This is a genomic window from Microbacterium sp. 4NA327F11, assembly GCF_005503465.1.
In the GTDB taxonomy this organism is placed as follows: Bacteria; Actinomycetota; Actinomycetes; order Actinomycetales; family Microbacteriaceae; genus Microbacterium; species Microbacterium ginsengisoli.
Genome location: NZ_SCOB01000008.1, coordinates 114,989 through 141,492, shown reverse-complemented (window position 1 = coordinate 141,492; position 26,504 = coordinate 114,989). Strand labels below are relative to the sequence as shown.

23 protein-coding genes are annotated in these 26,504 nt (G+C 67.7%); 15 read left to right on the top strand and 8 right to left on the bottom strand.

All coding sequences use genetic code 11. The features are described from left to right. Positions 1-1,528: 1,528 nt before the first annotated feature. The 3 genes from FFS51_RS07375 (at position 1,529) to FFS51_RS07365 (ending at position 8,522) form a co-directional block, all read left to right on the top strand. Entirely contained in the window at positions 1,529-6,325 is a 4,797-nt protein-coding gene (locus tag FFS51_RS07375; protein ID WP_137877943.1) for a helicase-like domain-containing protein, read from the top strand. Between the two features lie 151 nt (positions 6,326-6,476). Continuing rightward, complete coding sequence (locus FFS51_RS07370; protein ID WP_137877942.1) at positions 6,477-7,997, top strand: DUF11 domain-containing protein; 1,521 nt, start codon at positions 6,477-6,479, stop codon at positions 7,995-7,997. Positions 7,998-8,099: 102 nt separating this feature from the next. After that, a complete protein-coding gene (locus FFS51_RS07365) occupies positions 8,100-8,522 on the top strand; it encodes a DUF6283 family protein (RefSeq protein WP_137877941.1) in 423 nt (140 codons plus the stop codon). A gap of 45 nt (positions 8,523-8,567) precedes the next feature. Here FFS51_RS07365 and FFS51_RS07360 read toward each other — a convergent pair whose 3' ends face one another. The 3 genes from FFS51_RS07360 to FFS51_RS07350 all read right to left on the bottom strand — a co-directional run bounded on the left by FFS51_RS07360 (position 8,568) and on the right by FFS51_RS07350 (position 13,497). Further along, positions 8,568-8,837 carry a hypothetical protein gene (locus FFS51_RS07360; protein WP_137877940.1) on the bottom strand — a complete coding sequence of 90 codons (270 nt, stop codon included), beginning with the start codon at positions 8,835-8,837 and terminating at the stop codon, positions 8,568-8,570. Between the two features lie 74 nt (positions 8,838-8,911). Next, positions 8,912-10,717: an ATP-binding protein gene (locus FFS51_RS07355; protein ID WP_171006133.1), complete on the bottom strand. Its 1,806-nt coding sequence runs from the start codon at positions 10,715-10,717 to the stop codon at positions 8,912-8,914. A 44-nt stretch (positions 10,718-10,761) separates the two neighbouring features. Next, positions 10,762-13,497 (bottom strand): OmpH family outer membrane protein, encoded by a 2,736-nt coding sequence (locus FFS51_RS07350; protein ID WP_137877938.1) that lies wholly within the window; start codon positions 13,495-13,497, stop codon positions 10,762-10,764. Positions 13,498-13,537: 40 nt separating this feature from the next. On the opposite strand from FFS51_RS07350, the gene FFS51_RS07345 reads away from it, so the two are divergent. The 4 genes from FFS51_RS07345 (at position 13,538) to FFS51_RS07330 (ending at position 16,357) form a co-directional block, all read left to right on the top strand. Beyond that, a complete protein-coding gene (locus FFS51_RS07345; RefSeq protein WP_137877937.1) occupies positions 13,538-13,831 on the top strand; it encodes a hypothetical protein in 294 nt (97 codons plus the stop codon). Between the two features lie 22 nt (positions 13,832-13,853). Beyond that, positions 13,854-14,669, top strand: a complete 816-nt coding sequence (locus tag FFS51_RS07340) for a hypothetical protein (RefSeq protein WP_137877936.1) — start codon at positions 13,854-13,856, stop codon at positions 14,667-14,669. 143 nt (positions 14,670-14,812) lie between these two features. Beyond that, positions 14,813-15,994: a hypothetical protein gene (locus tag FFS51_RS07335; RefSeq protein WP_212742790.1), complete on the top strand. Its 1,182-nt coding sequence runs from the start codon at positions 14,813-14,815 to the stop codon at positions 15,992-15,994. Between the two features lie 93 nt (positions 15,995-16,087). Then, a complete protein-coding gene (locus tag FFS51_RS07330; protein WP_137877934.1) occupies positions 16,088-16,357 on the top strand; it encodes a hypothetical protein in 270 nt (89 codons plus the stop codon). Between the two features lie 8 nt (positions 16,358-16,365). Here the strand turns inward: FFS51_RS07330 and FFS51_RS07325 are convergent, their stop codons facing one another. Both FFS51_RS07325 and FFS51_RS07320 read right to left on the bottom strand, forming a co-directional pair. Then, positions 16,366-17,277, bottom strand: a complete 912-nt coding sequence (locus FFS51_RS07325; RefSeq protein ID WP_137877933.1) for an efflux RND transporter periplasmic adaptor subunit — start codon at positions 17,275-17,277, stop codon at positions 16,366-16,368. Further along, positions 17,274-17,543 (bottom strand): hypothetical protein, encoded by a 270-nt coding sequence (locus FFS51_RS07320; RefSeq protein ID WP_137877932.1) that lies wholly within the window; start codon positions 17,541-17,543, stop codon positions 17,274-17,276. The genes FFS51_RS07325 and FFS51_RS07320 overlap by 4 nt, the downstream gene beginning before the upstream one ends. A 500-nt stretch (positions 17,544-18,043) precedes the next feature. On the opposite strand from FFS51_RS07320, the gene FFS51_RS07315 reads away from it, so the two are divergent. From FFS51_RS07315 to FFS51_RS07280, 8 genes are all read left to right on the top strand, one after another. Continuing rightward, complete coding sequence (locus FFS51_RS07315) at positions 18,044-18,226, top strand: hypothetical protein (RefSeq protein WP_137877931.1); 183 nt, start codon at positions 18,044-18,046, stop codon at positions 18,224-18,226. Positions 18,227-19,036: 810 nt separating this feature from the next. After that, positions 19,037-19,756, top strand: a complete 720-nt coding sequence (locus FFS51_RS07310) for a hypothetical protein (protein ID WP_137877930.1) — start codon at positions 19,037-19,039, stop codon at positions 19,754-19,756. Then, a complete protein-coding gene (locus FFS51_RS07305) occupies positions 19,753-20,508 on the top strand; it encodes a hypothetical protein (RefSeq protein ID WP_137877929.1) in 756 nt (251 codons plus the stop codon). Before FFS51_RS07310 ends, FFS51_RS07305 begins: the two co-directional genes overlap by 4 nt. A gap of 95 nt (positions 20,509-20,603) precedes the next feature. Further along, positions 20,604-20,945, top strand: a complete 342-nt coding sequence (locus tag FFS51_RS07300; protein WP_212742789.1) for a hypothetical protein — start codon at positions 20,604-20,606, stop codon at positions 20,943-20,945. 66 nt (positions 20,946-21,011) lie between these two features. Further along, entirely contained in the window at positions 21,012-22,592 is a 1,581-nt protein-coding gene (locus FFS51_RS07295) for a UvrD-helicase domain-containing protein (RefSeq protein ID WP_171006132.1), read from the top strand. Further along, positions 22,589-23,218: a hypothetical protein gene (locus tag FFS51_RS07290; protein ID WP_137877926.1), complete on the top strand. Its 630-nt coding sequence runs from the start codon at positions 22,589-22,591 to the stop codon at positions 23,216-23,218. The genes FFS51_RS07295 and FFS51_RS07290 overlap by 4 nt, the downstream gene beginning before the upstream one ends. Beyond that, positions 23,205-23,870, top strand: coding sequence for a DUF2637 domain-containing protein (locus FFS51_RS07285; RefSeq protein ID WP_137877925.1), 666 nt, complete (start codon positions 23,205-23,207; stop codon positions 23,868-23,870). The genes FFS51_RS07290 and FFS51_RS07285 overlap by 14 nt, the downstream gene beginning before the upstream one ends. Beyond that, positions 23,854-24,168 (top strand): hypothetical protein, encoded by a 315-nt coding sequence (locus FFS51_RS07280; RefSeq protein WP_137877924.1) that lies wholly within the window; start codon positions 23,854-23,856, stop codon positions 24,166-24,168. The genes FFS51_RS07285 and FFS51_RS07280 overlap by 17 nt, the downstream gene beginning before the upstream one ends. A 12-nt stretch (positions 24,169-24,180) precedes the next feature. Here the strand turns inward: FFS51_RS07280 and FFS51_RS07275 are convergent, their stop codons facing one another. The 3 genes from FFS51_RS07275 to FFS51_RS07265 are packed head-to-tail and all read right to left on the bottom strand — an operon-like array spanning position 24,181 to position 26,404. Next, positions 24,181-25,008 carry a hypothetical protein gene (locus tag FFS51_RS07275; RefSeq protein ID WP_137877923.1) on the bottom strand — a complete coding sequence of 276 codons (828 nt, stop codon included), beginning with the start codon at positions 25,006-25,008 and terminating at the stop codon, positions 24,181-24,183. Between the two features lie 17 nt (positions 25,009-25,025). Continuing rightward, positions 25,026-25,445 (bottom strand): hypothetical protein, encoded by a 420-nt coding sequence (locus tag FFS51_RS07270; RefSeq protein ID WP_212742788.1) that lies wholly within the window; start codon positions 25,443-25,445, stop codon positions 25,026-25,028. Positions 25,446-25,456: 11 nt separating this feature from the next. Beyond that, on the bottom strand, positions 25,457-26,404 hold the full coding sequence (locus FFS51_RS07265; protein ID WP_137877921.1) for a hypothetical protein: 948 nt from the start codon (positions 26,402-26,404) through the stop codon (positions 25,457-25,459). Positions 26,405-26,504: the final 100 nt, after the last annotated feature.

The following is a 26,504-nucleotide window of genomic DNA, read 5'->3' as shown; positions in this document are numbered from 1 at the left end:
CGGCCGATGGCCACGGTGGTCCGCCGATGACCCTGCCGAACGGTCCCTCGCGAGCTGGCGACAGCATCAGCGCGACCGCACTCGGAAGCAGAGACCGAGCGCAGGTGGCTTTGACCGGACTGCATACCTGGACCAGGTGGCGCCGGGCTGGAGCACTAACCAAAGGTCCCCGGCCCCGTGGAAGGCACGTGCTGATGAGCTTGGGCGATTCACGCGCGACTACGGCCGATGGCCACGGTGGTCCGCCGATGACCCTGCCGAACGGTCCCTCGCGAGCTGGCGACAGCATCAGCGCGACCGCACTCGGAAGCAGAGACCGAGCGCAGGTGGCTTTGACCGGACTGCATACCTGGACCAGGTGGCGCCGGGCTGGAGCACTAACCAAAGGTCCCCGGCCCCGTGGAAGGCACGTGCTGATGAGCTTGGGCGATTCACGCGCGACTACGGCCGATGGCCACAGCAGCACGCCGTCGACCCCACCGAACGGTCCCTTGCGGTCTGGCGACAGATTCAGCGCAAGCGAGCTCTGGCATCCGAACAGATCACACATGAGTCCGACCGGCATGCGTACCTCGACCAGGTTGCGCCGGGGTGGAGCGATAGCCAAATGTCCCCGGCCCGGTGGACGGCACGTGCTGATGAGCTTGCGCGCTTCACGCGCGACCACGGCCGGTGGCCACGGGAGGACACCCCTGATCTTGCCGAACGGTCCCTCGCGCTCTGGCGACAGAATCAGCGCAACCGCGTTCAAGGCGGGCGTTCAACCCCGAGCGCCACTGACCGACGTGCCTACCTCGACGAGGTTGCCCCTGGGTGGAGCGCCACCCGAATGTCCCCGGCCCGGTGGAAGGAGCGTGCTGACGAGCTTGCGCGCTTCACAGGCGACCACGGCCGGTGGCCACGGCGGTACACCGATGACGCTGCCGAACGGTCCCTCGCGCTCTGGCGACAGAATCAGCGCAAGCTAGCGCTTGCATCCGAACAGATCGCACCTGAATTCGACCGGGCTGCATATCTCGACCAGGTTGCGCCGGGGTGGCGCGCTAGCCGAAGGTCCCTCACCCCGTGGGAGGAGCGCGCTGATGACCTTGGGCGCTTCAAGCGAGAATCCGGCCGATGGCCACGGTGGTCCGCCGATGACCCTGCCGAACGGTCCCTCGCGAGCTGGCTACAGCATCAGCGCAACCGCGCTCGAGGCGGGCGCTCAAACCCGAGAGTCGCTGACCGACACGCGTACCTCGACGAGGTTGCGCCGGGGTGGAGCGCTAGCCGAATGTCCGCAGCCCGGTGGAGGGAGCGTGCTGACGGGCTTGCGCGCTTCACAGGCGAACACGGCCGGTGGCCACGGCGGTACACCGATGACGCTGCCGAACGGTCCCTCGCGCTCTGGCGACAGAATCAGCGCGTTCGGATGGAGAGCCCGAGCGTGGACGGCTTTGACCGGCGCGCATATCTCGACCGGGTCGCACCGGGATGGGCGGGTGAGCCCCGGGGAGCGTCCGTGGACTAGACCGCGCATGTGGGAGGTATGCCCCGCTACGACTCCGAAGCTCAGCTCGCTGCCATCGAACTTGCGTGGACGCTCCAGTCGGGTGGCACCGTCACAGAGGAGCAAGCCGGCATCCTGCGCGGGTTCACGGGCTGGGGTGGGCTGGCTCCGGCGTTCGCGGTCGCGCCGACCGGTCGTTGGCTGACAGCTGCTGACCGCATCGACGCGGCGCTGCCGGCGGAAGCGTTCGAGGCTGCACGAGACCAAGTCGACACCTCCTACTTCACACCGGAAGCTGTCGCCGGCGCCGTGTTCGAGCTTCTCCGAGGCACCGGCTTCACCGGCGGGAACGTGCTCGAGCCCGGCTGTGGCTCCGGAGCGTTCATGTCCTCCGCGCCCGCCGACCTGCCGATCCATTGGACAGGCGTCGAGATCGACCCCACGAGCGCACGGATCGCGCAGCTCCTGCACCCGGACGCCGAGATCCATGAGTCACGTCTGCAGGCGGCTGTGCTGCGTGACGAGTACTTCGATGCGGTGATCGGTAACGTCCCCTTCAGCAGCAGCACCGTGTACGACAGCAGGCTTCGCCGCTCACTGTCCCTCCACAACTACTTCGCGTCCCGGGCGATCGCAGCGTTGCGGCCCGGTGGGTACGCGATCCTCATCATCAGCCGGCACTCGATGGACAGCCAGAGCGGCATCGGTGAGCTGCTCGAAGAGTCCGGCGTGGCATCGATGATCGGTGCGGTTCGGCTACCGTCCGGTGCGTTCGCCAGTGCGGGAACCGACGCGGTCACCGACATCCTCGCGATCCGACGCAACGACGAGCTCGCACAGCCGATGTGGCCGGCGGCGCCCGACTTCGAGCGGCACGACGCACGGTGGGACACGTACAGGCATCAGATGGTCGACCCCACCGTCGACCATCGCATGACCGTCACCGAGCCCGCCCGCCCCGGGCTGACGATCACCGACGCGCCCGCGGTCTCCAGGTACTGGGGTGAGAACCCCGCCCATGTTGCCGGCGTGATGGTCGCCACCGGATATCCGCCGGCGCCGCTGGCGGTCGCCTCCACCCAACCGGACGATGACATTGCCCGTGCCGTAGCGTCCCTCACCTCGAAGCTCGTACCGATCGGTCGCGACATCGACGTCACCCACATCGGCGACGTCGTGCTCCAGGACGCTGCAGGGCGCAAGGAAGGCAGCTTCCACGACGACAGTGACGGGCTCGTCCGGATCCGTGGCGGGAAAGCAGAGCCGGTGCGACCGAACGCCGAGCTGAAGACCCTCATCGAGCTGCGAGACCTTGCCGTGGAACTTCTCGCTCAGGAGACGAACCCGCATATCCCTGACGCACAGATCGCCGTGCTGCGCGCCCGCACCCTGTCCGCGTATACCAGCTACGTCGCCCGGTTCGGGCACCTCAACCGTGGCTCGCTCGTCGAAGGTCGAGCTGATGAGGAGACGGGCCTTCCATCGCTGTCCTGGCGTCGGCCTGCGATGGGTGGTTTCCGTCGCGACCCGGACGCGGCGCTCGTCATGGCGCTTGAAGTGTTCGATCAGGACACAGGCGAGGCTGGCCCCGCCCCGATCCTCCTGCACCGTGTGAATCGGGCGCCGGACCCGGTGGTCCGTGTCGACACCCCCGCGGAAGCTGTAGCGGTCAGCCTCGGCGAGACGGGCCACCTCAGTGTGGAGCGCATCGCGGGGCTTCTCGGCATCACCGAAGGTCAGGTCCCCGACGCGCTCGGTGACCTCGCCTACGAGGACGGCACCCGGTGGGTGGCGGCGGGGGAGTACCTGTCGGGTGATCTGAGAGCGAAGCTACGTCGCGCGGAGCGGGCTGGCGTTGAACGGAACATCGACGCTCTCCGTGCGGCGCTGCCGCCACGACTGGGCCCGCTGGAGATCAAGATGGGGCTCGGATCCCCGTTCGTCTCCACCGCCGACGTGAGCGCGTTCCTCTCAGAGGAGATGGGGGTCCGGTACCCGACCGTCACCCGGAGCGAGCTGCAGGGCGTGTGGGAGGTCAACGACGGGTACGCGTCAGCGTCCGCGCAGATCGCGTACGGCACCCCTGACGCGGAGGTCACCTGGCTGGTCGAGTGCGCGCTGAACGCTCGAGCTCCCGAGGTTCACGACCGTGAGTACAGCGTGGAGCGGCACGCTTACGTGCAGGTGCGCAACGCGCAGAAAAGCGCGGCCGCATGCGAGAAGCTTGAGCTCATCCGGGACCGGTTCAGCACCTGGGTGTGGGAGGACGCGGCGCGCGCTGAGCGGATCTGCGACGACTACAACGAGCGGCTGAACTGCCACGTCACGAGGAAGTACGACGGCAGCGGCCTCACCTTCCCGGGGTTGCACAGCGACTTCACCCCCTGGCCTCACCAGCGAGCTGCAGTGGAACGGATCACCAGCAGCCCTCGTGCGCTGCTCGCGCACCCCGTCGGTGCTGGGAAGTCGGCAGAGATGGTGATGGCGGCGCGGACGCTCCGACAGTTCGGGCTCGCCCGCAAGCCCCTCATCGTGGTCCCCGACCACCTCCTCGATCAGATGGCCCGGGAAGCGCAGCAGACGTTCCCGACAGGCCGGTTCCTGATCGCGACGAAAGATGATCTCGCCCGCGATGAGCGCCGTGTGTTCGCTGCGCGGTGCGCGACCGGCGACTGGGATGCCGTGATCATGACGCACTCCGCGTTCACTGCCATCCCCGTTCACCCTGAATCGGAGACTCGGTGGCTTGCCGCGCAGAAGCATCGGCTTCGGCTGGCGCTCAGCGCCAGCGGGTCCGGCCAGAAGGAGAAGGGCCCGAAAGCGATCGCACGCGCTATCCGTGCGCTCGAGGCACGGATCTTGAAGCTCCGGGAGGGCATCGGCGATCTGGGGAACATCTGGTTCGAGCAGCTGGGCGTAGACCATCTGATGATCGACGAGGCACACCTGTTCCGCAGGCTCAGCACCGACAGTGCGTCGCGGGACAACGGGATGGGCTCCGGCAGCTCGAAGCGTGCCACCGACCTGCTCGTGAAAGTGGAAACGCTCGCTGCGCGTCGCCCTGAGGGCGCGCCGGTCGTGGCGCTGTTCACTGGCACCCCCTGGTCGAATACGCTCGCGGAAACCTGGGTGTGGCAGCGTTTCCTTCAGCCGGAAATCCTCGAGCGCATCGGCCTTCTCGCGTTCGATTCGTGGGTGTCGGCGTTCATTCGGTTCGAGACGAACATCGAGGTCTCACCGGATGGGTCGACCTTCCGGATGCAGCGACGCCCGGTAGGGGTTGTGAACGCTCCTGAGCTGAAGACGATGCTCGCTCAGGTCGCGGACATCGTCGACCCGGCGGTCCTCGGCCTCCCGCGGCCGGCGGTCACCACACGCACCCTGTCGGTTGAGCCAACGCCCGGGCAGCGTCGGTTCGTGGAAGAGCTCGCGGCTCGCGCGGACGCTATCCACGACCGCCGGCCCGGCCAGCGGGAAGCCCGCGGCGGGCATGTTACTGACGACAACATGCTGCTGGTATGCAACGACGGGCGGAAGGTTGCGCTGGACCCTCGCCTCGTCGGGCTTCCGGAGACGTCGCAGGCGATGCTCACGATCGCTGATGCGATCGTTGCCGCGCACCGTGAGCAGAAGGACCGGACGTTCGGTAACCACCCGGCGCCGGGCGCGTTCCAGCTGGCCTTCTTCGACCTTGGCACTCCGAAGCCGGGGGACTCTTCCACGTACGGCCGGTTGCGCCGTGCGCTCGTTGATCGGGGCATGGACCCGCGGCGTATCCGGTTCGCTCATGACGCGACGACGGACAAGGCCCGCGCTGCACTGTTCGCGGCGTGCCGTGACGGTGAGGTCGATCTGCTGATCGGGTCGACGGCGAAGGTCGGCATGGGAACGAACGTGCAGACGAGGCTCACCCACCTCTGGCATCTTGACGCGCCATGGCAGCCTTCCAGTGTGGTTCAGCGCGACGGGCGTGGGGATCGACCGGGCAACCTGGCCGGGCACCTGACGATCACGCGAGTGGTGACGGAAGGAACCTTCGACGCGTTCATGTGGCAGGCGATCGAGCGCAAGTCCCGGTCGTTCGATGCGCTCTACGCGACGGGCGCGACGGCCCGTGAGATCGAGGATGTGTCCGCCGCGTCGATCAGCTACGGCGAGTTGAAAGCGCTCGCATCCGGAAACCCACTGCTGCTCGAGCAGGCCACGGTGCGCGCGGAGGTGAAGCGGCTGCAGCTGATGCGTGCCGTTCACCAGCAGTCGGCACGCAAGGCTCGCGCCGATGCGGCAGAGTTCGCTCACCGTGCGGAACAGCTCACCACGCGGTCGGAGAACGCCCGGGATGCGGCTGCTGCGTCGACCGCTCGCACGCCTGACGATGATGCGCAGCTGCGCGCTCAGGTGATCGAGACGATCGCGGCGCTTCGCGGCGGGGGCCAACCGGGCCGACCGATCCGGTTCAGGTCCACTCGCGGTCTGGGGCTCTCGATGACGCCACTCGCTGGCACCGGGCTGCAGTTGCAGGTGATGTTCGGCTACCGCAACGTGACGAGCGGGATCATCACACCACGGGAGATGCGCCGCGGAACGTCCGCGGTTGCCGAGATCATCGTCAACCAGGTGAACGCGCTCATCGACTCGCTGCCGGCGAATGCGGAGGAGTGGATATCGAGTGCTCGCCTCCTGCAGGTGAACGCGGAGTCGAGTGCCGCCGCTGCGGCCGCCGGCGAAATGTTCCCGGATCAGGCTGAGCTTGATGGTGCGCTGCAGCGGCTCGCGCTCATCGACGCCGCGATCGCCGACAGCGTGACCGTCCGCGCGACCGAGCAGGCAGCGTGACTGGCGGGTGACGCGCCGTTCATGACCGCGTCCGGCGCGCCAGTTTGGTGCGGGGTTCGCTGATCGGATCGAATGGTGGGCATCGTGCGCGCGCACCGCGCATGTGGGGGATGGGTGGCGACATGACGCCACCCAGATCAAAGGGGAAGCAATGTTCACTCGACTTGGCGGACGAATCCGCCGTCTCGTGGCGACGAGCGTCGCCGCTGCAGTAGCCGTGGTCGCGCTGGTCGTGTTCGCGGGTGTCCAGCCCGCCATCGCGGGCACGGGTGCCCACCTGACCGTGACCATCAGCGCAGATCAGTCTGTCGTCGCGCAGGGCGCGGTGGTGACGTACACGCTCACCGTCGCGAACGACGGCGATACCGATGTCACCGGGCTGGTGGTCTCGAACACTCTCGACTCGACGGCCGCGTACGACTCCGTTCTCGGCGCCACCTTCAGCGGTCAGGTTGCCCAATGGGCTGGCGGGCCGCTGGCTGCGGGTGACAGCTGGTCGAGCACGTTCACGGCGGATGCAACAGCCTCGACCGGGTCGATTGTGAGCGCCCTCTCGGCGCATGCGAGCGTCGGCCCGGCCACGATCATCGCCGACCCCACGAACGTGTGCACCTCGGACCCGACCGCGTCTTGTGCGTCGACGACCATCAACACTCCGACGCCCCCGGCGCCGCCCGTGGTCAACTTCGCGCTCACCTCGGGAAGCGTCACCGCGCACCCGGGCGACGTCGTCAGCTTCGCGCTGAGCCTCTCGAACCCTGGGGCGAGCGATGCGACGTCGGTCAGCGCGGCCGTGCAGCTCCCGCCTGGCCTGACCTTCTCCTCTTCGACGGCTGGCTCGTACAACCCGGGCCAGCGCACGGTGTACATCACGCAGGGGACGCTCGCGGCGGGCACGTCCGTGGCGGTGTCGGTGATCGCGTCCGTCGACTCGGGAGCGACCGACGGTGACGTTCTCACTCCGAGTGCGACGGTCACGTTCTCCGGCGGTGCAGGCACCCCGACGGGGACGCCGTGCACCACGGATCCGACCGCGTCGTGCGCGCCGGTGACCGTGCATGTCTCCGTCGCAGCGATCACGTTCAGCGTGTCCGGCCCTGCGACGGTTGCCGCCGGTGACGCCACCACCTTCACCATCTTCGTCGACAACGCCTCGGCGGTCGACGCTACTGACGTCGGTGTCCTGTTCACCACGCCCGCCGGGTTCACTGTCACTTCGACCTCGCCTGTGGGCGCGTCGCAGCCGGGTGGTCTCCGCTGGCAGCTTGCGACGGTCCCCGCCCACACGTCGACCTCCATCACGGTCACCGGCACCGTCAACAGCGCCCACTCCGGTCGCCTCGCCCCGAGCGTTCAGGTTGCCGGGGCGGGCTTCACGGCGCAGCCTGCCTCGGGTGCGACGTGCCTGACGGACCCGTCCGTGAGCTGCGCAAGCACCACCGTCACCGGCTCGTCGGGCGGTGGAACGAGCGACAGTCTCGCGAACACGGGGGTGACGTCCGCGACGACGGCCAGCGCCACCCCGGCGACGGTCAGCACGGCCTCCCATGGGACGCAGCTCGCGAACACGGGTCCGACCGCGCTGACGCCGTTCCTTGCGGTCGGCGCCGTCGGGCTGCTGTACGCCGGTGTGATCCTGCTTCGGATGCGGTCGCGGCAGGCCCACCGCTGACGTCATGACCTCGCACCCCTCCGCAGGACAAGCGGAGGGGTGCGACCATGTCCAGGTGACCGCGCATGTGGATGACATGGCCTGCAACGAAACTCACCGATCGTGAGCTCACCCGCCCGCCCACGGCCGACGCCGTGCGCGTCATGCCCGTACCGTGTCAACGCGCCTTCCGGTGTCTGGCATGAGGACGAGTACGCGAAGCTCGAACGCTACGACGGCGACATCGCGCAGCAGTCCGCTCAGGCTGTGTTCGCCTGCCATCAGGGGTCAGGGGAGGTCTGCTCCGGCTGGCTGGGGCACCGGGACCCGACGGAGCTTCTCGCGGTGCGACTGGCGCTCATCGAAGGTCGGATCGATCCGTCGTGCGCGCAGTACCGCACGAGCGTCCCACTGTTCGAGAGCGGTGCAGCCGCAGCAGCTCATGGAGTGCGCGACATCTCGGCGCCCGCGGCGCGAGCACGGAGTGCGATCGAGAAGATCGTCAAGGTGCGTTCGGTTGGCGGTGACCCGGTCCGCGAGGATTGACGTAGGGCGCGGCGCCGGCGCACGCGCGACGCGCCCGGGTGCGGGTCAGTCTCGCAGGGCGGTGATCTGCCACCCGTCCGGGGTCAGCGCGCGGATGGCGGCGAGATCCGGGCCTTCCACCTCCCGGGCGGCGTTGCGTGCGACGAACGTCCCCGTCGCCGTCATGAGCGTCGACGTCTTCGACATGACGACCGGCGCTGACGCGAGCTCGTGACCGGCGGGACGCTCTGTCGCGAGGGCGTCCTGGATCGCTTGGAGGGACTCCCCTTCGACGGTCACTGTGACCTGGTGCCGGGGTCGTATCGCTGCGCGCATGCGGTCACGTTACTGTCACCCGCCGACCTTCGATGAGCGACGGGCGGCAACCGAGTGAACCCGGCTCGAGATTCTTAGCTCAGCACCGCCTGGCCAAGCTCGTCCGCTGCGTACAGTGCATCACGGCTGCCGTGGATGAGCTCGGCGACGTTCAGTTTCGAGCGGGCGTTCGAGAACGAACCAGACCCGGCGGCGTACCCGGTGGCAGCACCGAGCTGCTCGACGGACAGCGGATCAGGGTACGCGTCCAGCAGCGCGGACAGCATCGCCGCCTGCGCTTTCGGGAGCCGCGACAGCCACCATTCGACCAACGCCGGCCCGGTCGGCAGGGGTTCGTACCCGCCGGCGGCGTCGAGAGCGTCGAAGCCGACGGGGGTCAGCGTGATCGCGGCGCCGGAGCCTTCGATCAGGCCGCGGGTGCGAAGCCCCGACAGTGCGTTCGAGAACGAGCCGGACTTGTGGGCGTACCCGGTGTGAAGGCCAAGCTGGCGTTGCGACAGCGTGCCGTGCGTGGCGAGAGCGCTCGCGATCGCACGTTGAGCTTTCGAGAGGGTGAGTGAGTCGCTGGCCTGCGATCCCGACGCTGGGCGCTCCCGCTGGGGCCCTGGGGCCGCCGGCGCCGCGCTCGCGGTGCCACGGCCAGGAGTGTGGGCGCGGCGCGCGCCTTCGGTGGTCCGTGGTGCGGGCGCGATCTTGGCTCGCACGGACGGTGCCGACGTCGCACCTGCGGTGGTCGCGGCCGCCCGTACGGACTCGAGCGTTCGGAACATGCCTTCCGAGATCGACTGGATCGTCTGAACAACCCCTTCGAGCTCGGTGAGGCGAGTCGCGAGATCATCCCGGTCTTGCTCTGACATCCGTGCGGGAACCTCGACGATCCGCGCTTTCGGCTCGGCGGGGGAGGCCTTCGCGGACTCCGAGAGCTGCTTCTCGAGCGTCGCGATCCGCGTACGCAGCGCCTTCGGGTCATCATCGGCTTTCCGCTGGATGGTCGCGGCGATCTCCTCGCCGAGCGCACCCAAGTCGATCTCAGCGCGCGCGGTCGGGGTGACCACGTCCGCCCCGACTTTCGGGGTCGCTGACGAATCGAACGTGCGGATACGGCGAATCGCCACCTTCTGCAGCGTCTCCAGCCATTCCGGGGACCACACCCAAGCTGTACCGACCGGAAGGCTGGCGAGGGACCGGCGTACCTCTTTCGCTTCCTCATCGTCCGCGTGCAGCTTGATCCATTCGTTGATCGCGGAGACGTCGCGCGGGCTGGTGAGCCCCATGGTGATGAGGACCTCAGCCTGCGAAAGGACGTCCTTGTGGATCACGGCCGGCCGCTGGGAGACGAGGGTTGCGCCGAGCCCTCGGAGGCGCCCACGTCGAACGAAATCCTCCATCGCGCCGAGGAGCGCTCGACTGTCCGGGAGGGGCGTCTGCGGCGCGAACTCGTCCGCCTCATCGAACACGACATGCAGGGGTTCGCGGTTCGAGTGGTAGAGCTCCTCGATGAACGCGGTTGCGAAGCGGCGTTGCCCAGCTTTCCGGAACTCGGACAGGTCGATCACCGCCGGCACGCGATGTTTCATCAGCGTCCGCGCGATCACTGCGCCGGCGGTGTCCTCGAGCGGGACATCGCCGTGCCGTCCTCCGAACACGACGACGGGAAGCCCGGGGGATGCGCCGTCGAGGGAGGACCTGAGGCCCCACCATGCTCCGACGGTGTCGAGCACGATGACCTGCTGGCCCGCGCCGACCATCTCTTCGACGAGCACTTTCGCTGTCGACGATTTCCCGCGGCCGCGCTTGCCGACGATCGCGAACGTCTGCGTGACAGCGTCGATAGGCATGGTGAACGTGTCGTTGAGCGCGATCGTGCGTGCGGTTCCCATCTGCCCTCCCATCGGGGTCATCTACCTACATGCGCGGTGCGTGGTCACCGAGGGGTTGGCTCCGGCACCGCGATGTCACCGTACTCACCCAGATCGGTCGTGAAGGTGGAGGATGCGAGCAGCTGGGCGAGAGTTCGACCGTCCACCGTCTCTCCCCGGTCAAGCGCCTGAGCGATGAGGATGTGGATGTCCCTCCAGTGGATCGGGTCGGATAGCCGCAGGGACGCAACGTGTGCTTCCCAGAGGTCATCCGCTTCGCTCCCGAAGTCCTCTTCGAACCGCCGGCGGATCTCGCTCAACTGGCGTGCCCGGATCAGATCCATCACTCCGGGGATGAATCGATCGGCCGCCTTCTCGCGAGCGCGACGGGCAGCCTGCTCCTCAGTGAGAAGGTCTTCGCACCGCGACCTGTACGCGACGACCTGGTGGAAGAGCTCTTCGTTCAACCAGACGAGTCGCGGGCGCGCCTCACCGTACCTCTCACCCGACGGGTACCACGGCACATCGCCCCACTCGCTCGTGGTGAAGCCACCGAAATCGCTCGGCACGGCGCCCGTGTACTTCCTTCCGGAGCGCGCGCCGAGCTGCGGCGCCCCGTCCGCGCTGCGCGTGATCACCCACCCCTGCCGTTCGATTGTCGCGGACGCGTCGCGCCACCCGAACGGGCTGTCCGTGGCCCTGGCGGGATGGTCAGACGGAAGGTGCTCGGGCACCCACGAGTATGCGAACATCGCGCGGGTGCCGGGGTCTGCCGGGTTGAAGAACTCCGTCACACAGATCGTCCGCTCGCCGACTCGCACCTGGATGTCCGCTATCAGGCGCGCGCGGGAGGGCTCATCGAGATACCAGGCGGGGTGCGCGCCGAATGTCCAGGTGTCCCACCCCGGGGCCTTCCATGCGACCTGCAGGGCTGACGCGGTCCTTGTCGCGAGCACCTGCCAGGTTGCGGGGGTGCCGAGCGTCCCATCGCGGTAGATGCGGGTGACATCGAGGTACACGTGCTCGTCATGCGCGCCCGGTGATGGTGCGTAGGCGTGCCAGCGGCCCCGGCGGTCGCGTGCGACAGCGATCACACCGTCGACGGCGCGCCCGGCGTCCACCATGGCGTCACTGAGCGTGTCCACGGCGCCCGCTCGTCGGGACCGGTACTCCGCGACAATCTGCTCGGCGGCTTTCCGCTCATGAGCACCATCGCCGTTGAGAGGCTGAGTCCACGTGTGAGCGAGCTTCCACCAGTGCACGAGATCGTCGACGACCTCGCTGATTCCTTCAGCGTCAGCTCCCTCCGCAACGAGAAGCTGGCCGATGAGGCCACGGAAGTCGGCCTCGAGAGCTGCCTCGGCGCGCTTCGCTTCCAGTGCGGCACGGACGGTGGGGACCATCGAGAGGAAGTGCTTCGAGCGTTCCTCCCGAGAGTAGAGGAAGCGCTCGAGCTCAGGAACAGTCACAAGGTCGAACGGGAGGACCCACGAGTCAGACGCCTGGACGACGCACGATGCTCGCTGCTTCGCATCCACACGAGTCTCGCCCGTGTACACCCAGCCTGGCTTGTCGGGGACGGGCTGGTTGCGCTTATAGACGCCATCGGTTCGCTCGTACCGGATGACGAAGCCGCCGTCGCGCCGGCCTTCAATCAGGTGCGGCTCATTCGTCGGCGGGTACTCGGCGTTGCCAGGGTGGAGACGAGGGTGCGACCCGCGCGTGAAGCGGTCACCGTCATAGTAGAGCTCCGAGAAATCGCGCGTGTGCCAGTTGCCGATCACGCGGAGCCCGGGACGGAGTAGCTTGTTCAACCGGGTCTGCCACTGCAGGAACGTCTCACCGCCCTCACCGAGCTGGATCGACGACTCATCGTCCTGGAGTAGGACGATCTTGCCGGCATCCTGATCGGCGATCGACAGGAAGCTCACCCCGGCAGGGGGGAGCGGATGCCACACCGGGGTTCGGTCGATGAGGCCCTGCAGTACGAGCATGATCCGCATGTAGTGCCGGCGCCGAGCGTCGGCTCGCTTCTCGATTTCGAACCACTCGTCACTGCCCGGCCGGACAGGCTCACCGCTACGGCGACCGAACCCGAACAGGCCCCGATCGAACACCTCCACGAACTCGCGGCGGCGGGGGAGGACACGATCGCCGACCTTCAACTGCGGGTCTACCGTCAGCAGGTACAGCCGCTCACCGTTGCGGAGAAGCCAGTACGAGCGGGTGTTCTGGGCGTCGCGCGCGGCGTCCTCCCACGCATTCCCGGAACGAGATTGCACACGGGTGGGGATGAGGACGACGACGCTCTTGCGCTCGGGGATCACCCTGTTGAGGTTGGCGTCGTCGGAGGCGAGCCATTCGATGAAATGGGGGATGTCGTCGGCGTCCATCCCCGTGTTTCGCTTCCCCATCATGATGAGCGACTCTTCGGCCATCACCAGCACCTTCTGGCGCACCGTGATCGGCTCATCGGCGGGAGCGGGAGCGCCGTCACGGACGAGCTGCAAGGTCTCGTCCCGCCCAAGGTAGAGGTCGACGGTCCAGAGCACTTCCGCCATCTTCTCCAGCTGCTCCTTCAGCGGAGCCATCAACGCCTCCAGCTCGGCACGTTGACGCGCGAAGTCCGCGTCCAGCTCCTTGCGCTTGCGTTCGAGCTCCGCGGTCGCGCGTTCCCTTTCCGTGCTCAGCTGAAGTTGCCGGCGGGCGAGTTCCGTGCGCGCGGCGACAACGCTCTCGCGGGTGGTCAGCGCATCAGCGCCGCCGAAGGGGACGATCTCGCTGCTCGGGTTGTTGTCCATACCTCCCACATGCGCGGTAGCCGCCGCGCATGTGGGAGGTATGGACTTCGGTGCGGACGTTGAACGCCTCCTTGGGATCGCCACTGTGCTGGATCGATTGCCGGGCGCGGAAGGCCGCGGTCTGAAGCCGGAGGAGCGGGCGCGCCTGTTCGCGTTCCTCGAGCACACCGACGTTGAGCGATGGCGGGCCGCTCGAACGATCCATCTGACCCGGACCACGACGCTCTGGGTGGCGATGATGCGGCATGGGAACCTCCGCCTCCATGCGGTGCCGGTGGCAGGCCCGGTGATGGTTCTGCTGGCGATGGTTGCGCGGGACCCGAGCAGCATCTGATCGCCGCCGCACACATGATGGTGTGACCGTTGTCGATCGGGTAGGGAACCTTCACGGGCAGGCCGGACTGTTCGCGGGCAAGACGTCGAGCCCGCCGGCAGGTTCACTGGAGGACGAAGGGTCGCGGCTGGACGCCGCGTTCTACGCCCTCTGGGATCATGCGCGCGTGAACGGGACGGACGCTCTCATCCACGCAGCTTCGACCTCCGTGGCCGCGATCGTGACGCTCGCGACAACCACCGCCGACGCCGCGCAGCTCACCGTGCTCTCGGTGAGCCCGCACTACGACGTCGGGGCTCGTGTGGCCGAGAACCTCGCCACACCGCCGTGCGTGCTCCACTTCATCGCCACAGACGGTTCCCGGTCTCGACCGTTGGAGCATCGGGTGTCCGCCCTCATGAACCCTCACGTGTCGGTGGCGACCGTTCGTGAACTGTGGGACCGGCGCGCTGCCGCGGACGTCCACCTGCCCGCCCTTCGTGCGCACCTTCCCCTGAGCCCAGCGGTTCCGCCGGACATTCTCGAGCAGCTTGCATCCACCGCGGCGCCCGCCGCATGCCGTCACCCGCGTCTTCCCGACCGTGCACGAGAGGCCGCGGCTGCGGATCCTGCACGCGCGACTCTCGTGATGGAGAACCCGCGGATCACGCCTGAGGAGATTGTGGCTGCACTTCGCGCGTGCGAGGGCACGGACAACTTGCCTCACGCGCGGCACCTCGCCGCCGGCCATGACCGGACACCGCGGGCGGCTCTTCGTGAGCTCGCCGCCAGTGGCGAAGGAGTTCCTGCGGCGGTCGCGGCCGCCAGGCTCAGTATCGGATCGGAGGGTCAGTCATGATCGTGGACGCAGCCGGAAACCTGCATGCCGCAGCGGGAACTGTCGAGGGAGGACGATTCGCGGGGAAGGTCGCAACGGCCCCGACAGGGTCCCTCAGCTATGAGCCAGATGACGACGTTGAGTCGGACGTGGCGGTGCGGTCCGTGTACACGATCCCGCCCGGGAACCTCCAGCCGTTCCTCCACAAGGTCGAGCTCGCGAACAGGAAGCTGGCGCGTGCGGGTATCGCGGAACGATTCGAGCTCAGCACCGAGCGCCGCATCATCCACAGCCCTGACGGGGCGATGATGCGTGAGGTTGTCGACGTCACCGTGAACACGCCGTCGATTTCGTTCGCCGGCTGGCGGTACCGGTCGGTGACCACCCGGGCCGCGAACGGTCAGCTTCTCACGTTCGGTGGCGGGCAAGCCGCTTCCGAACTCGCCTGCGATTACTGCGGGCACACGCGTGCACGGTCCAAGATCATCAACCTCCAGAACGAGGAGACCGGCGAGTGGGCCCACATCGGGACGAACTGCCTCAAGCTGTTCCTGGGGGTGCGACCTGAGGGTCTGTGGTCGTTGACGGAGGACTTCGCTGCGAGCGAGCTCACGGACGATGACAAGGACTGGTCGCCCGGTTCGATGGACAGCCGCGTGTATGACGCGACCGCTCTGCTTGCCTTCACGATCGCGGTGGCGGATGCGAACGGCGGGTTCATCTCCGCGGCGCGGGCCACCCGTGAGAAGCCGGCCACAGCCGACGCGGTGACGCGGCTTCTGGAGAATCACGCTGAGCTTCCGCCCGGCACGACCGAACGCGCGGCGGAGGTCCTCGCGTGGATCGACCAGCTCGACGACTCCAGCGACTACCAGCAGACACTTCGTTCGCTGTTCACCCCGGACCCGGATGGGAATCGGGTGATCGGACGCAAGCACATCCGCCTGGCCGCATCGGCTGTGGGAAGCCAAGCCGCATCCGCCGCTCGAGAGCTTCGGGCGAGGGAAGCTCGGAACGTTGCCGAGGCGGCGGTGAAGAGCTACCTGGCGCCGGCAGGCACTGCTCTCAAGGGGCTGGGGGTGAGAGCTCGGGTGGTGTCAGTTCGTCAGGGAGTCGACTACGGCTACGGAGCGCCGGACCATGTGACGCTCCTGGACCAGAACGGGCACACGCTCTACTGGAAGGCTTCCGCAGGCGCGCTGCCAGCGGGCCTGGTCGAGGGCGCCCAGGTCGAGCTGACGTCGGGAACGGTGAAGGAGAATCGCGTCTCGGACTTCAATGGCGTGTGGGAGACGGTTCTCACTCGCCTCAAGGCGACCGTCCTCACTGATGCGGCTGCGGACTAGCGTTGCGCCGTTGTGCCGCGACGGGGCGGCGCTAGCCCCGGTGTGATCAGCCCGGGGCGAGGACCGTCGGCGGTTCGACGTACGGTCGAGGCCGTGGTGCAGCACTGGTCTCCTATGTCGCAGGTTCAGGCCGGCGTCGAGCCGGGCACCTGGTTCATGTTCGACCGCAGCCGCCGTATCGCGATCATCCGGCTCGTCGAGGTCCGCGGCCGCCGGTTGCTCCGGTCCGTGACCTACGACGCGGACCCGGAGCAGCGCCAGCTCATCGGCTACTTCCCGGAGAACGGGATGCAACTGGCTGCGGAGTGCACCTGGTCGGAGTATGTGCGGTGGACGGGGCCGTCGCAGAGCAACAGGCGGTGAGGCGAGAGTTAGCCGTTGACCACACCGTTCCAGATCCCGGCCGCCCACGTCTGCTGGGTGGCGTTGCAGAACGAGCGGCGCACACCGCGGACTTCGGACATGCAGTTGGCGAGCAGCTCCAGATCGTCGCCGAACAGCGCGTGGAAGCTGGGGGAGGCCATGAGCGTCGACCAGACGTGGAACTGGTACTGGTGCGCCATCTCGTGGATCAGGATCCAGTGCCGGCGTGCTGGCGGGAGGGATGCGACCGACGGGGAGAGCCCGATATGCCCGTCCGGGTATGAGCAGCCATCAGTCGTGACGTCACCGCAATGCCCGTCGAACATCACGAGCGGGAACGCGGCGCCGCCGACACTGTCGAGCTCGGCGCGCAACAGGGTGTACGGGTCGACCGGTGCTGGCGCCGGTGCCGGAGGTCGTGCAGCAGCTGCAGCCTGAGCGGCTGCCTTCTCGGCCGCGGCGCGTGCGGCAGCTGCTGCCTTCGCTGCGGCGTCCGCGGCTGCGCGCGCGGTGGCGGATGACGCGGCACCGTCGACGACAGCTCGAGCGGACACGAGAAGCGCCAGTGAGGGCTGAGGGTCCAACGCGGCCAGTTGGGCGCGGCGAACAGTGGCCTTCTCCGCTCCGACGTCGACAGTGTTCCCAGCTTCGCGCAGGGCGTTCTCGGCCGACGCGATCGCTGTGATGAGCGTGGCCCGAGCGGCAGCGACCGACGTGAGGCTGATGCTGCGCGAGACGGCCTCACTGCGCGCCAGCGTTGCTGCCTGCACGTCCGTTTTCGCCGTCACCAGCGCAGCGTCGACAGCGTCGAGGCGGGCTTGCGCGGAGGCGAGTTGGATGCCCTGAGCGCCGACACCGAGCAGTGCGGCAGAGATCGCGATCGTCGCGACCGTGGCAGCTACGCGCGGCCGCCCGCTCATTGCGAGAGTCCGGTCGTGCTCGTGAGCTGCGCGCGAAGCGCTGCCTGCGCGGTCTCGTAGTTGCTTGTGGACTCCCGCAGGGCTCGTGCCTGATCAGAGAGCTGCGCCTGGGTGTGCTGGCGGTCAGTGATCTGCTGCTCGATGTTCTGGGTGGCTTCCGCCTGGGTCCACATCGAGATGGTCGCGGCGATGAGGATCGCGATGACGATGATGAGCACCGTGGAGGGGACGCGTCCACGGCGGGTGGTGCGGTGGGTGGTGGTCATAGTCACCACATGCGCGGTCGACCGCATGACGCGGTTTTCGGGGGTTCTGGCCCGCCCGGCCCAGCGCCGGTCCAGAACCCGATGCCCTGTTTTGCCGCGGAAAATCAAGGGTCGGCCCACCCGGCCCGAACCATGCTGGGCCGGGTCTTTCCCTACTCCCGACTGGGATCGGAGCCCCCACCCCTAGAAGAAGGAGAAGAGATAAGTAGTTCTCCTCTATCTATCTCTCTATGTCCACCGTTCGGTGGCTCATATATGTCTTCCCTCTCCTATATGTCCTCCGGAAATGCTGGGCCGCCGGGCCGACCCCCAAAATCGACCCCCGATCCCAGTCGAGAGTAAGGAAAGACCCGGACCGGCACCCGCCGGACACCGCCGGGCCGACTGGGCCGATCACGGCGATTGATCGCCGAAAGACCCCGAATCCGCGCACATCGGCGTCGCGCCCGCACTCATGGCTTGTAGACGCACCTAGGCGTTCAGCCGCACGAGGAGACAAGATGACGTACCGCCAGACCCAGGACGCGAGGCTCATCATCGTGCGCAAGCCCGCCGGCGCGGCACCCGTCGCACACGCCCCTGGCCGCCGCAGCCTCGCCAGCGCCCACCCTCAGGACTTCTTCGCGTGGGCCGGATTCCGCCCCGCTGCGGTGGACGAAGTAGCCCGCACACGGGCTGCCTGATGGGCGGCACCTTCCGCCCCGGACGCACGATGCCTCGAACCCCGCTTCCCCTCATACCCGCCGCAGAAGTCGGCGCGCGGGACAGGGTCGACTTGGCCGGCCTCTGGGGAAGCGAGGTCGCGGAGGAACTCGCCGCCTACGCCCAGTGCCACCTGGCGGAAGTCGAGTCGGTACGTCACCTCGCCGACGGGCGGACTGTGCTCTACCTCTTCGACGCCCCCGCACACGCTGTCATCCCCGCAGGCATGCTCCTGCCCGTCGAGAGGTCAGCACGATGACACCGACAGACCCTCAGCCGCGCCGGCGTCGGGGAACGAGCACCGGGGGTCAGTACTCACCCCGCAAGCCCACGCCACCGTTCGAAGGCCTCGTCCCACCATCCCCCGACACCATTGTGCGTGCATCGGCCGGTGAGGTGGAGATCGCGTACGAAGCAGCAGAAGGCGGACAGATCCAGGTTCGAGTGCGGGTCCTCGACCCGGCGACCCGAAGGTGGAAGACGTTCGGGGTCGTTCCCACACAGACCCCAGCGCACAGCGACCCGGATCGGATGAGCTCCACGATCGCGTCGCAAGCGCTTGAGCTCGCGCAGGCGATCGCTGGGTCGGACGATCGGTCGGAGGCGGTGGACGCGTTCCTCGCGGAGGTAGCGGACCGGCGTGATCCGCTCATCTCACGGTCGGAACGCCGCCGCGGCGGGGAGGGCCCGCGATGGCGCGTCTGGCCAGGCCTTGACGCTCTGAAACGCACCACATGAGGGCGCTCGAAGGCCGATGCACGCTTTCGGGCGCCCGCCGCACACATGGGGGTATGACCATCGACGTGAACGGCAACCATCATGCGGCCGCGGGACCGCACGGTGGACGGTTCATCTCTCGAGCGCCCTCACGTCCGGCGAGCAGCCTCATCGACGGGGCTGCGAGGCCTGTCAGATCCTGGCGAGACGACGAGCCCCTCGCGACCGCATACGACAGCGACATCGTCGCCGACTTCGAGCGTGTGCACGGCCCTGACGGTGACATCCGGTCGCTTCGCGAGTTCGTGCGGGACATGCCGGCCACCTATGACGTGGACGCGAACGAGCGCCGAGCTGCGGTGTCTGCGCTCACTGCTCGGATGGCGGCGGGGCAGGCAGGGCTCCTCGTCGACGGCAAGTACCTTCACCCCGGTGACCGTGTCGACCTCTCACGGTTGTGGGCAGACGACGTCCCGGCTGATGTCGCCGACTGGGCGTCCTCCACACTCGCGATCCTCGCCGATCAGCCATCAGAGACGCAGGATGGCCAACTGGTCTTCCGCCTGGCCAACCACAACCGTCCCGTCGTCACCGTCGCCGGCACAGTCTTCGCTGTTGCCGCTGTCCGCTGGCGGGGCCGAGACATGACGGAAACCGAATGCGCCGATGGCATCATCGCCACCGGTGCCCTCTCATCGCGAATGGCGGGTGAGCAGCCGCACGTCATCGTCGCGGAGTACACGCGCCTGCAGCGCGCCAGTTCGACCCCTGATGCCCCGGAGGCGCTCCTGTGACCGAAGACGTGAACGGCAACCTGCATGCACCGCGAGGCACCAGCCAGGGTGGGCAGTTCGCCGGCAAAGTCCCGACCGCCCCGGAGGGTGGACTGACCTTGCCGGAAGCCCGTGCGGGGCGGACGGCGGACGCGGTCGCGTTGTTCGAGCTGACCGAACGGCGCCTGCGTGAGGCCGAGGAGGCGATGGGTCGAGACGCCGCCGCTGTGTTCCAGGCGCTCGCCCCGGAAGGGGTGACGGACGTGGATCTTGTCGAGCGCCCGGGTGGTGGCTTCTCGTTCATCGGGTGGGTTCCATCAACCAAGAACGCCTCGCCAGAGGACACGGCGATCCTGATGCGGGCGGCAGCGCAGCTCCGGCGAAGGGGCGACGTCGACGTGTCGCGCTCCCGAGACGAGCGGGGTACTGAGGTGACTGAGAAGGAGCTGGCCGCCGCCGTTGACCGGCTGATCCACGCATCCATCTCCGATCGGGCGGAGGCGGACCTTCACCTTCACGAGGCGGCGCGGGCGCACATCGAGGCGGCCTGCCGGGAGAGTGACCTCCCGATCTCCGGTGTTCGATTCGACTGGTCCGATCAGGGCGAATGGCTCTTCCCGCACTCCCTGATCGGGGTGGATGATCAGGAGCTGGAGTTCCCCGACGATCTCAACGATGAGCTCTACAGCGCGTCGTCGAACATCGACAGCCCTAAGTTGGCCGGCCTCGTTCAGGTCGGCTACCTCTTCGAGCTCAGAATGGGAGAACAATGAGCACCGTCGATCAGCTGGGGAACCATCACCGCCCTCGAGGCGGTGCCGATGGTGGGCAGTTCGCGGCGAAGGGGCAGACGCCACCGGAGACATCGTTGAGCGAACAGCAGTGGCCGTACCCCACCACGGAGTTCGTCGACGGGGCGCGAGCGTTCGTCGACGAGGACGGGGAGAACCAGACCTGCGCCTGCGGCAACGACAGCTTCACCAACGACTGGGTCGCGGCGGACGCGCGCGGGCGGATCAGCCCCGACTCGCAAGGGTCCGCCGACCCCGCCGAGCACACGGTGTGCCCAAGCTGCGGCCTGGTCTATCTGAACGAAGACCTCTTCGGCGCCGCGGAAACCCCCGCGCGCCCGATCGCGCGTTTCGATCTGAGCGACCCGCGGTTCCGCGAGGCATTGAAGGCCTACGAAGTGTCCGTGTACGGCTTCTGACGCCAGGCGGGTGCCGCACCGCGCATGTGGGAGGGGAAGACCTCCACATGCGTTGAAAGGCACCCCATGCCGCAGTTCCCACCCACCGACGAGCAGCATCACGCGGTCACCCAGTACATCTCCGGAAACCACGTTGTCGTCGAAGCTCTGGCCGGCACGGGGAAGACCTCGACGCTGCAGTTCATGGCAGCCGCCCTCCCCGAACGGAAGGGGCTCTACGCGGCCTTCAACAAGGCGATCGCTTCGGAAGCTGCCCGACGCTTCTCGGGTACCGGCGTGCTCGCGAAGACGATGCACGCACTCGCTTTCGCCGACTTCGGCGCGCCGATGCGGCACCGTCTCGAGTCCCGCCGACCCGTGCTCTGGTCGGAGAAGGCGACGGTGCTCGGGATCAACGACAAGTACGTGTTCGCCAGCGGGGAGGGCGCACTTTCGGGCGCGATCAGCCGCCAGCAGCTTGTTCGCTACGCCACTGACACCGTCAACGCGTACCTTCACAGCACTGACGAGCAGATCACGGTCGACCATGTCCCGATCCCGTCGGAGATCGGTCGGCTCACCGCGGCGGCTGACCGGCGCCTCCGCGAGACGATCGTGGGCTTCGCGAACCGCTACTGGGCTGACCTGCAGCGCACTGACGGGACCCTCAAGTACACCCACGATGCCTATCTGAAGCGCTGGGCTCTCAGTCGGCCGCAGCTCCCGTTCGACTTCATCCTCTTCGATGAGGCGCAGGACGCGGACCCGGTGATCACCTCCGTCCTCCTGAACCAGAAGAGCGCGCAGATCATCGTGGTGGGCGACCGGAACCAGGCGATCTACGGCTGGCGCGGTGCGGAGAACGCGATGGACGCGTTCGGGGGCATTCGAACCAAACTCACGATGTCATTCCGCTTCGGCGATGCGATCGCCGGCAGCGCGAACACGTGGCTGGATCTTCTCGGCGCCGACCCCGAGCTGAGGGTCCGCGGCCTGCCCGGGAAGCCATCCAGCGTGTGGGATTCGCAGCGCATCCCCGAGGCGGTGCTCACGCGCACGAACGGTGGCGCGCTCAACGAGGCCGTCGAATCGCAGCTCTCTGGTGTCTCCACCGGCATCGCCGGTGAGCGGAAGGCGAAGGAGCTGCGCGACCTCGCGCAGGCCGCGAGCGACCTGCAGACCAAGAAGTTCACCCGGCACCCTGACCTTGAGGCTTTCAACACATGGGCGGATGTTGTCGACTACGCCCTGTCCGAGGACGGTGGTGACCTCAAGCCTCTCGTCGACGTGGTGGAGCGCGTGGGCGCCGACAAGGTCGTCCGCGTCATCGACTCGTGTGTGCCGGCCGACGTCGCGCGCACGGTGGTTTCCACGACCCATGTTTCCAAGGGCCTCGAGTGGAAGCACGTCCGCATCAGCGACGACTTCAGGGATCCCGGCGACCGTCAGGGTGCACCCAAGCCGATCCTCGCGGAGGAGGCGCGTCTCGCCTACGTCGCTGTCACCCGCGCGATCCGACACCTGGACCAGCGTGGCCTGGAATGGCTTCCCGGCTACCTCGCGCGCGGCGGATGGGTGGAGGGGAACCCGGACGGCGCGCAGACCGCGCATGTGGAAACCGAGGGAGCACAACGCCCCTCCGAGACTCGATCCGGAGCGCAGCAATGACCAAGTACAACATCGCGGACGATGAGGACCTGTTCGCGCCAGCAACGACCCATGCAGCGCCAGCTGCGCCCGTTGCCACGCCGCCGGCTCCCGTCATCGCCGATCTCGGGTTCGAGGGCCTCAGCGCGGCGGAGCAGTACGCGATCCTCACGTCGATTCGTGATGCGTTCGCTGGCGCTGCGGAGGCGCAGAAGGTCAAGCTCCTCGACGAGTACGCCGACGCCCAGTTCCCTGACGACATCCGCACGCCGTTCGGGCCGGTAGCCTACCAGCCGAAGGGGCCGCGCAGCCTGTCGTTCAACATGGCGGCGATGATCGAGCATGTCCGCGCGGTGGCACCGGATCTCATCGAGCAGCGCGTCGTCGAGGTCCTCCCGGACGATGTGATCGCGAAGCTCCAGGCCGACACGATCCTCATCGAGGACAGCGGCGAGGACATCTTCATCCTGCAGAGCACCGGTGAGGCTGTCAGCTTCGCTTCCGCCGGCACGGCGCCCGCGGCGAAGGTGACCTGGTCCGCGTCCCGTCAGCAGAAGGCGGCGAAGTCTCTCGCCCGGCAGGTCGTTCGCGAGCGCATGGACAGCATCACCACGCCCCTGCTGGAGGTGCTCAATGTCAGCTCGTAGCACGCGCGGAGCCACGGTCAGCCTCGACCGGCCGTGGGTGGCCATCCTCGCGATCGTCCTGGTGATGATCATCATGGCGGCCTCGTACATCTTCTCCTTCACCGCGATCGCGCAAGCCGGCACCTGGACAGGTGCGTCCACCGGCGTCGCCTGGCTCGCAGCCATCTTCATCGACGGCCCGATCCTCACGTACACGATCTCGCTGTCCGTGAAGGAATGGCGGGGGACTCCCCGTCGTGAGCGGGTGCGTACCCGCGTGTTCCTGTACGCGTTCACGGCCACCTCGGTCGCTCTGAACTTCGCTCACACCGCGTCGTACTGGAACTGGGACTTCACCCGGATGGACTCTCTGTTCGGCTGTCTCATGGCAGTGGCTGCCCCGCTGGCGGCGCTGGCCGCGAGCGAGGAGGTCGTGTCGCTCGCCTTCACGAAGCGCTCCCACTCGCCGGACATCGTCACCTTCCTCGCACCGGCACCTGATGTCGAGGTTGTCGCCCCGCCGGCGCCGCGGAAGGCACGCCAGGCGGCCGCGGTGGACACGCTCGCGCTGTTCGACGGGATCGTGGCCTCCGATGGCGGGTTCAGCACGCTCGAGGCTCAGGTGGGCGGAGACGATCGGTTCGATGGGGTCCACGATGCATTCGCACGCTGAGTCGATCAGCCCGCCGAAGGACGCCGCAGGCGCGTACCTCTCGGTCCGGTTCGGGGGCAACCACCCGCCGGATGCGGACGAGATCGCCACGCGTGCGTACATCGGTCAGTTCGACTCGCACGCGGAGCTCGCGCAAGCGATCTGGGCACAGTCCACTGTCGGTATTGCCGAGCTGTGGGTGTCCCGTTGGCCGCTCACCCACATCGACTGGGATGCCGCGGGCGCCGACCTTCTCGAGCCGCTCCGCCTCGGTGACATCGTCGAAGTGGCTGGCGGGCACTACTTCTCAGGTGAGTGACACCGCAGACCGTCAGACGCTTCCGGCTTCCCTGAACGCGGCGAGGACCTCGTCGACTTGCCGGATGCGCTCTGACGCCGCACGGCGACCGATGCCGAGGCGCGCGGACATCAGGACAGCTGTGGGACGCTCCCCGTCCAGCACCATCTGGGACCACTCGGCGATCGCATCCGCGATCGCGACACCATCCCGGCCGGGGAACATCTGCTCGGCGGTGCGCTGCAGCTGTGCGACGGTGATCGCCGCCTCTGCAGGGGTCGTGTAGTCGTCCTCCGGCGCGTGCCACCCGCCAGCGAGCTCGAAGCCGGTCGCCGCGCTCATCGCGAAATGCGGACGCAACCACCGCCCGTCGACATCCTCACGGCTGATCAGCACACCCTGCTTGCGTGCGTCCTTGCGGGTCTCCAACAGTCGATTGTTCACGTGCTCGATGATCTCGTCGACCGTCGGCTCGGCGCCGGTGAGCGAGGTGAGCTCAGCGCGTGCGGCTTGCGCGAGACGGTGGCGCCGGCTCACTCCCGTCATCGCGGAGGCGATCGTGACGGCGGGGGAGTCCAGCCAGAGCGCGACCGCTGCCTTCGCCTGGAAGTAGAGGTAGGAGACGGCGTTCTCGGCGACGCTCAGACGTTCGGTCGTGAGTGTCGTCACGGCGACGAGCACGGCCTCGTTCACGACGCCGGTGATGTCCTCCGCGTCCGAGCGTCGACCGTAGTGTGCGGCGAGGTTCTGCCCCCACACCTTCAGCACCTCACGCTCGTGCAGCTTGACGATCAGAGCGTTCGTTGCGCGCGTGCGCAGATCCCCGTCGGTCGTCGCGATCCGTGCGAGTGCTCGCCTCATCAGCGTCTCGCTGAGTATCACGCCCATGCCTGTACCCCCGGTCTGGCGTTGGTTGTCGGTGCCGCGGCGTAAGGGAACCCGGGCCACGGCGGTTCGTCCTTGGCGTCGCAAGCGTCCGTGAAGGCGAGGATGCGACGCCCGCCGGCGCGGCCGTCGACGAGCCACTGGATGTTCAGCCGGGATGCTTGCGCTCGTGACGCACGCGGCAGGCCGAGTGTGGTGAGCGTCAGGTTGAGGATCCGAAGAGCTGACGCTGGGCCCTCGCCCGGTCGCTCAGCGAGCAGGCGGAGAAGGCTCATTCGGAGGAGAGGGCGGCCGGTGGGCGAGCACGCTTCGCGGACCACGTCGGACAGGGTGGTGAGCCCCAGGCTGACACTGGTGTGCCATTCAGCGCGCACCACTCTGGCATGGGCGGCCGACATCTGGGCGACGCTCACGCTCGGGCGAGTCATCCGGTGGCTCCTCTGGTATCGCTTCGTGCGCTGACCGTCGCGTTGGCGGTGAGCGCAGCGTGCACGCGTGAGACTCCCATTCGCGCGTTCGGGTACGCGCTTCGGTACGCGGCGAGCACCTCGTCCGGGTCAGTCGAGTTGATCAGGCGAGCGATCCGCCGGATCACCCGACCCGCGTGAGGGTCACCGATTGTGTTTCGAACGGCGGTCTCCGCGGATGACCAGATCGCCCACGCGATGACGTTCATCGTGGATTTCCGGACGGTGATGTCGGTGACCGCGCAGCGGCGCAGCAGACGGGTCACCACCGAGGAGTCCGAACCGTCATCGCCGTAGACGATGCGGCTGATTACCGTCTCCGACTCGATGGCGTCGATGACCGGGCCGCCGGTGTCGTCCGGGAGACCGTGGATCTCGCGGTACACACGGTGCGCTGCCGACATCACGGATCGGCGCGTGTACGGGATAAGCATGGCCATCAGCCCGAACGTGTCGTGCGATCCGCTCTCGCTGATTCGCTTCAGGGTGCGCTCGAGGTCGGCTCGGGTGGTCGCGGAGTGGAGCGCGGGCGCCGTCCCTCCGGGGGTTGTCGGCGCATCGCCGATGAGCACGAGCTCGCCGGTGGAGTCGACCTCCACGAGAAGGGTTCCGCTGACCGTCGGGAGCGAGCTGTCCTCGATCTTCCAGGCGAACTCGGCACGCTGGCCGTGCTCGAGCAGCCTGACGGTGTGTCCACCGTCCCACTGGACCCGGTTGATGCTTTCCGCGTCAGCGAACCGGCAGATCGCGAACTGGGGGAGTGTGAGGATGGCGCCGCCGTCGGGCAGCGCACCGTCTGCGAGCAGAGCATTCGCGGCGACCATCTGTGAGGTGCCGGTCAGGTGTCGGGCCAGTGCGCGGCCCACGGGGAACTCCTCGCGACCGTGCGCGCTCAGTGCGTACATGCTCGACCCCCGTGATTGTGATTGCCCGGCAGGATCCCCATCGCGCCGTGGCGTGTAGGTAGAGGCGATGCGGCCCGATTCATTACGCGGGTTGATCGAA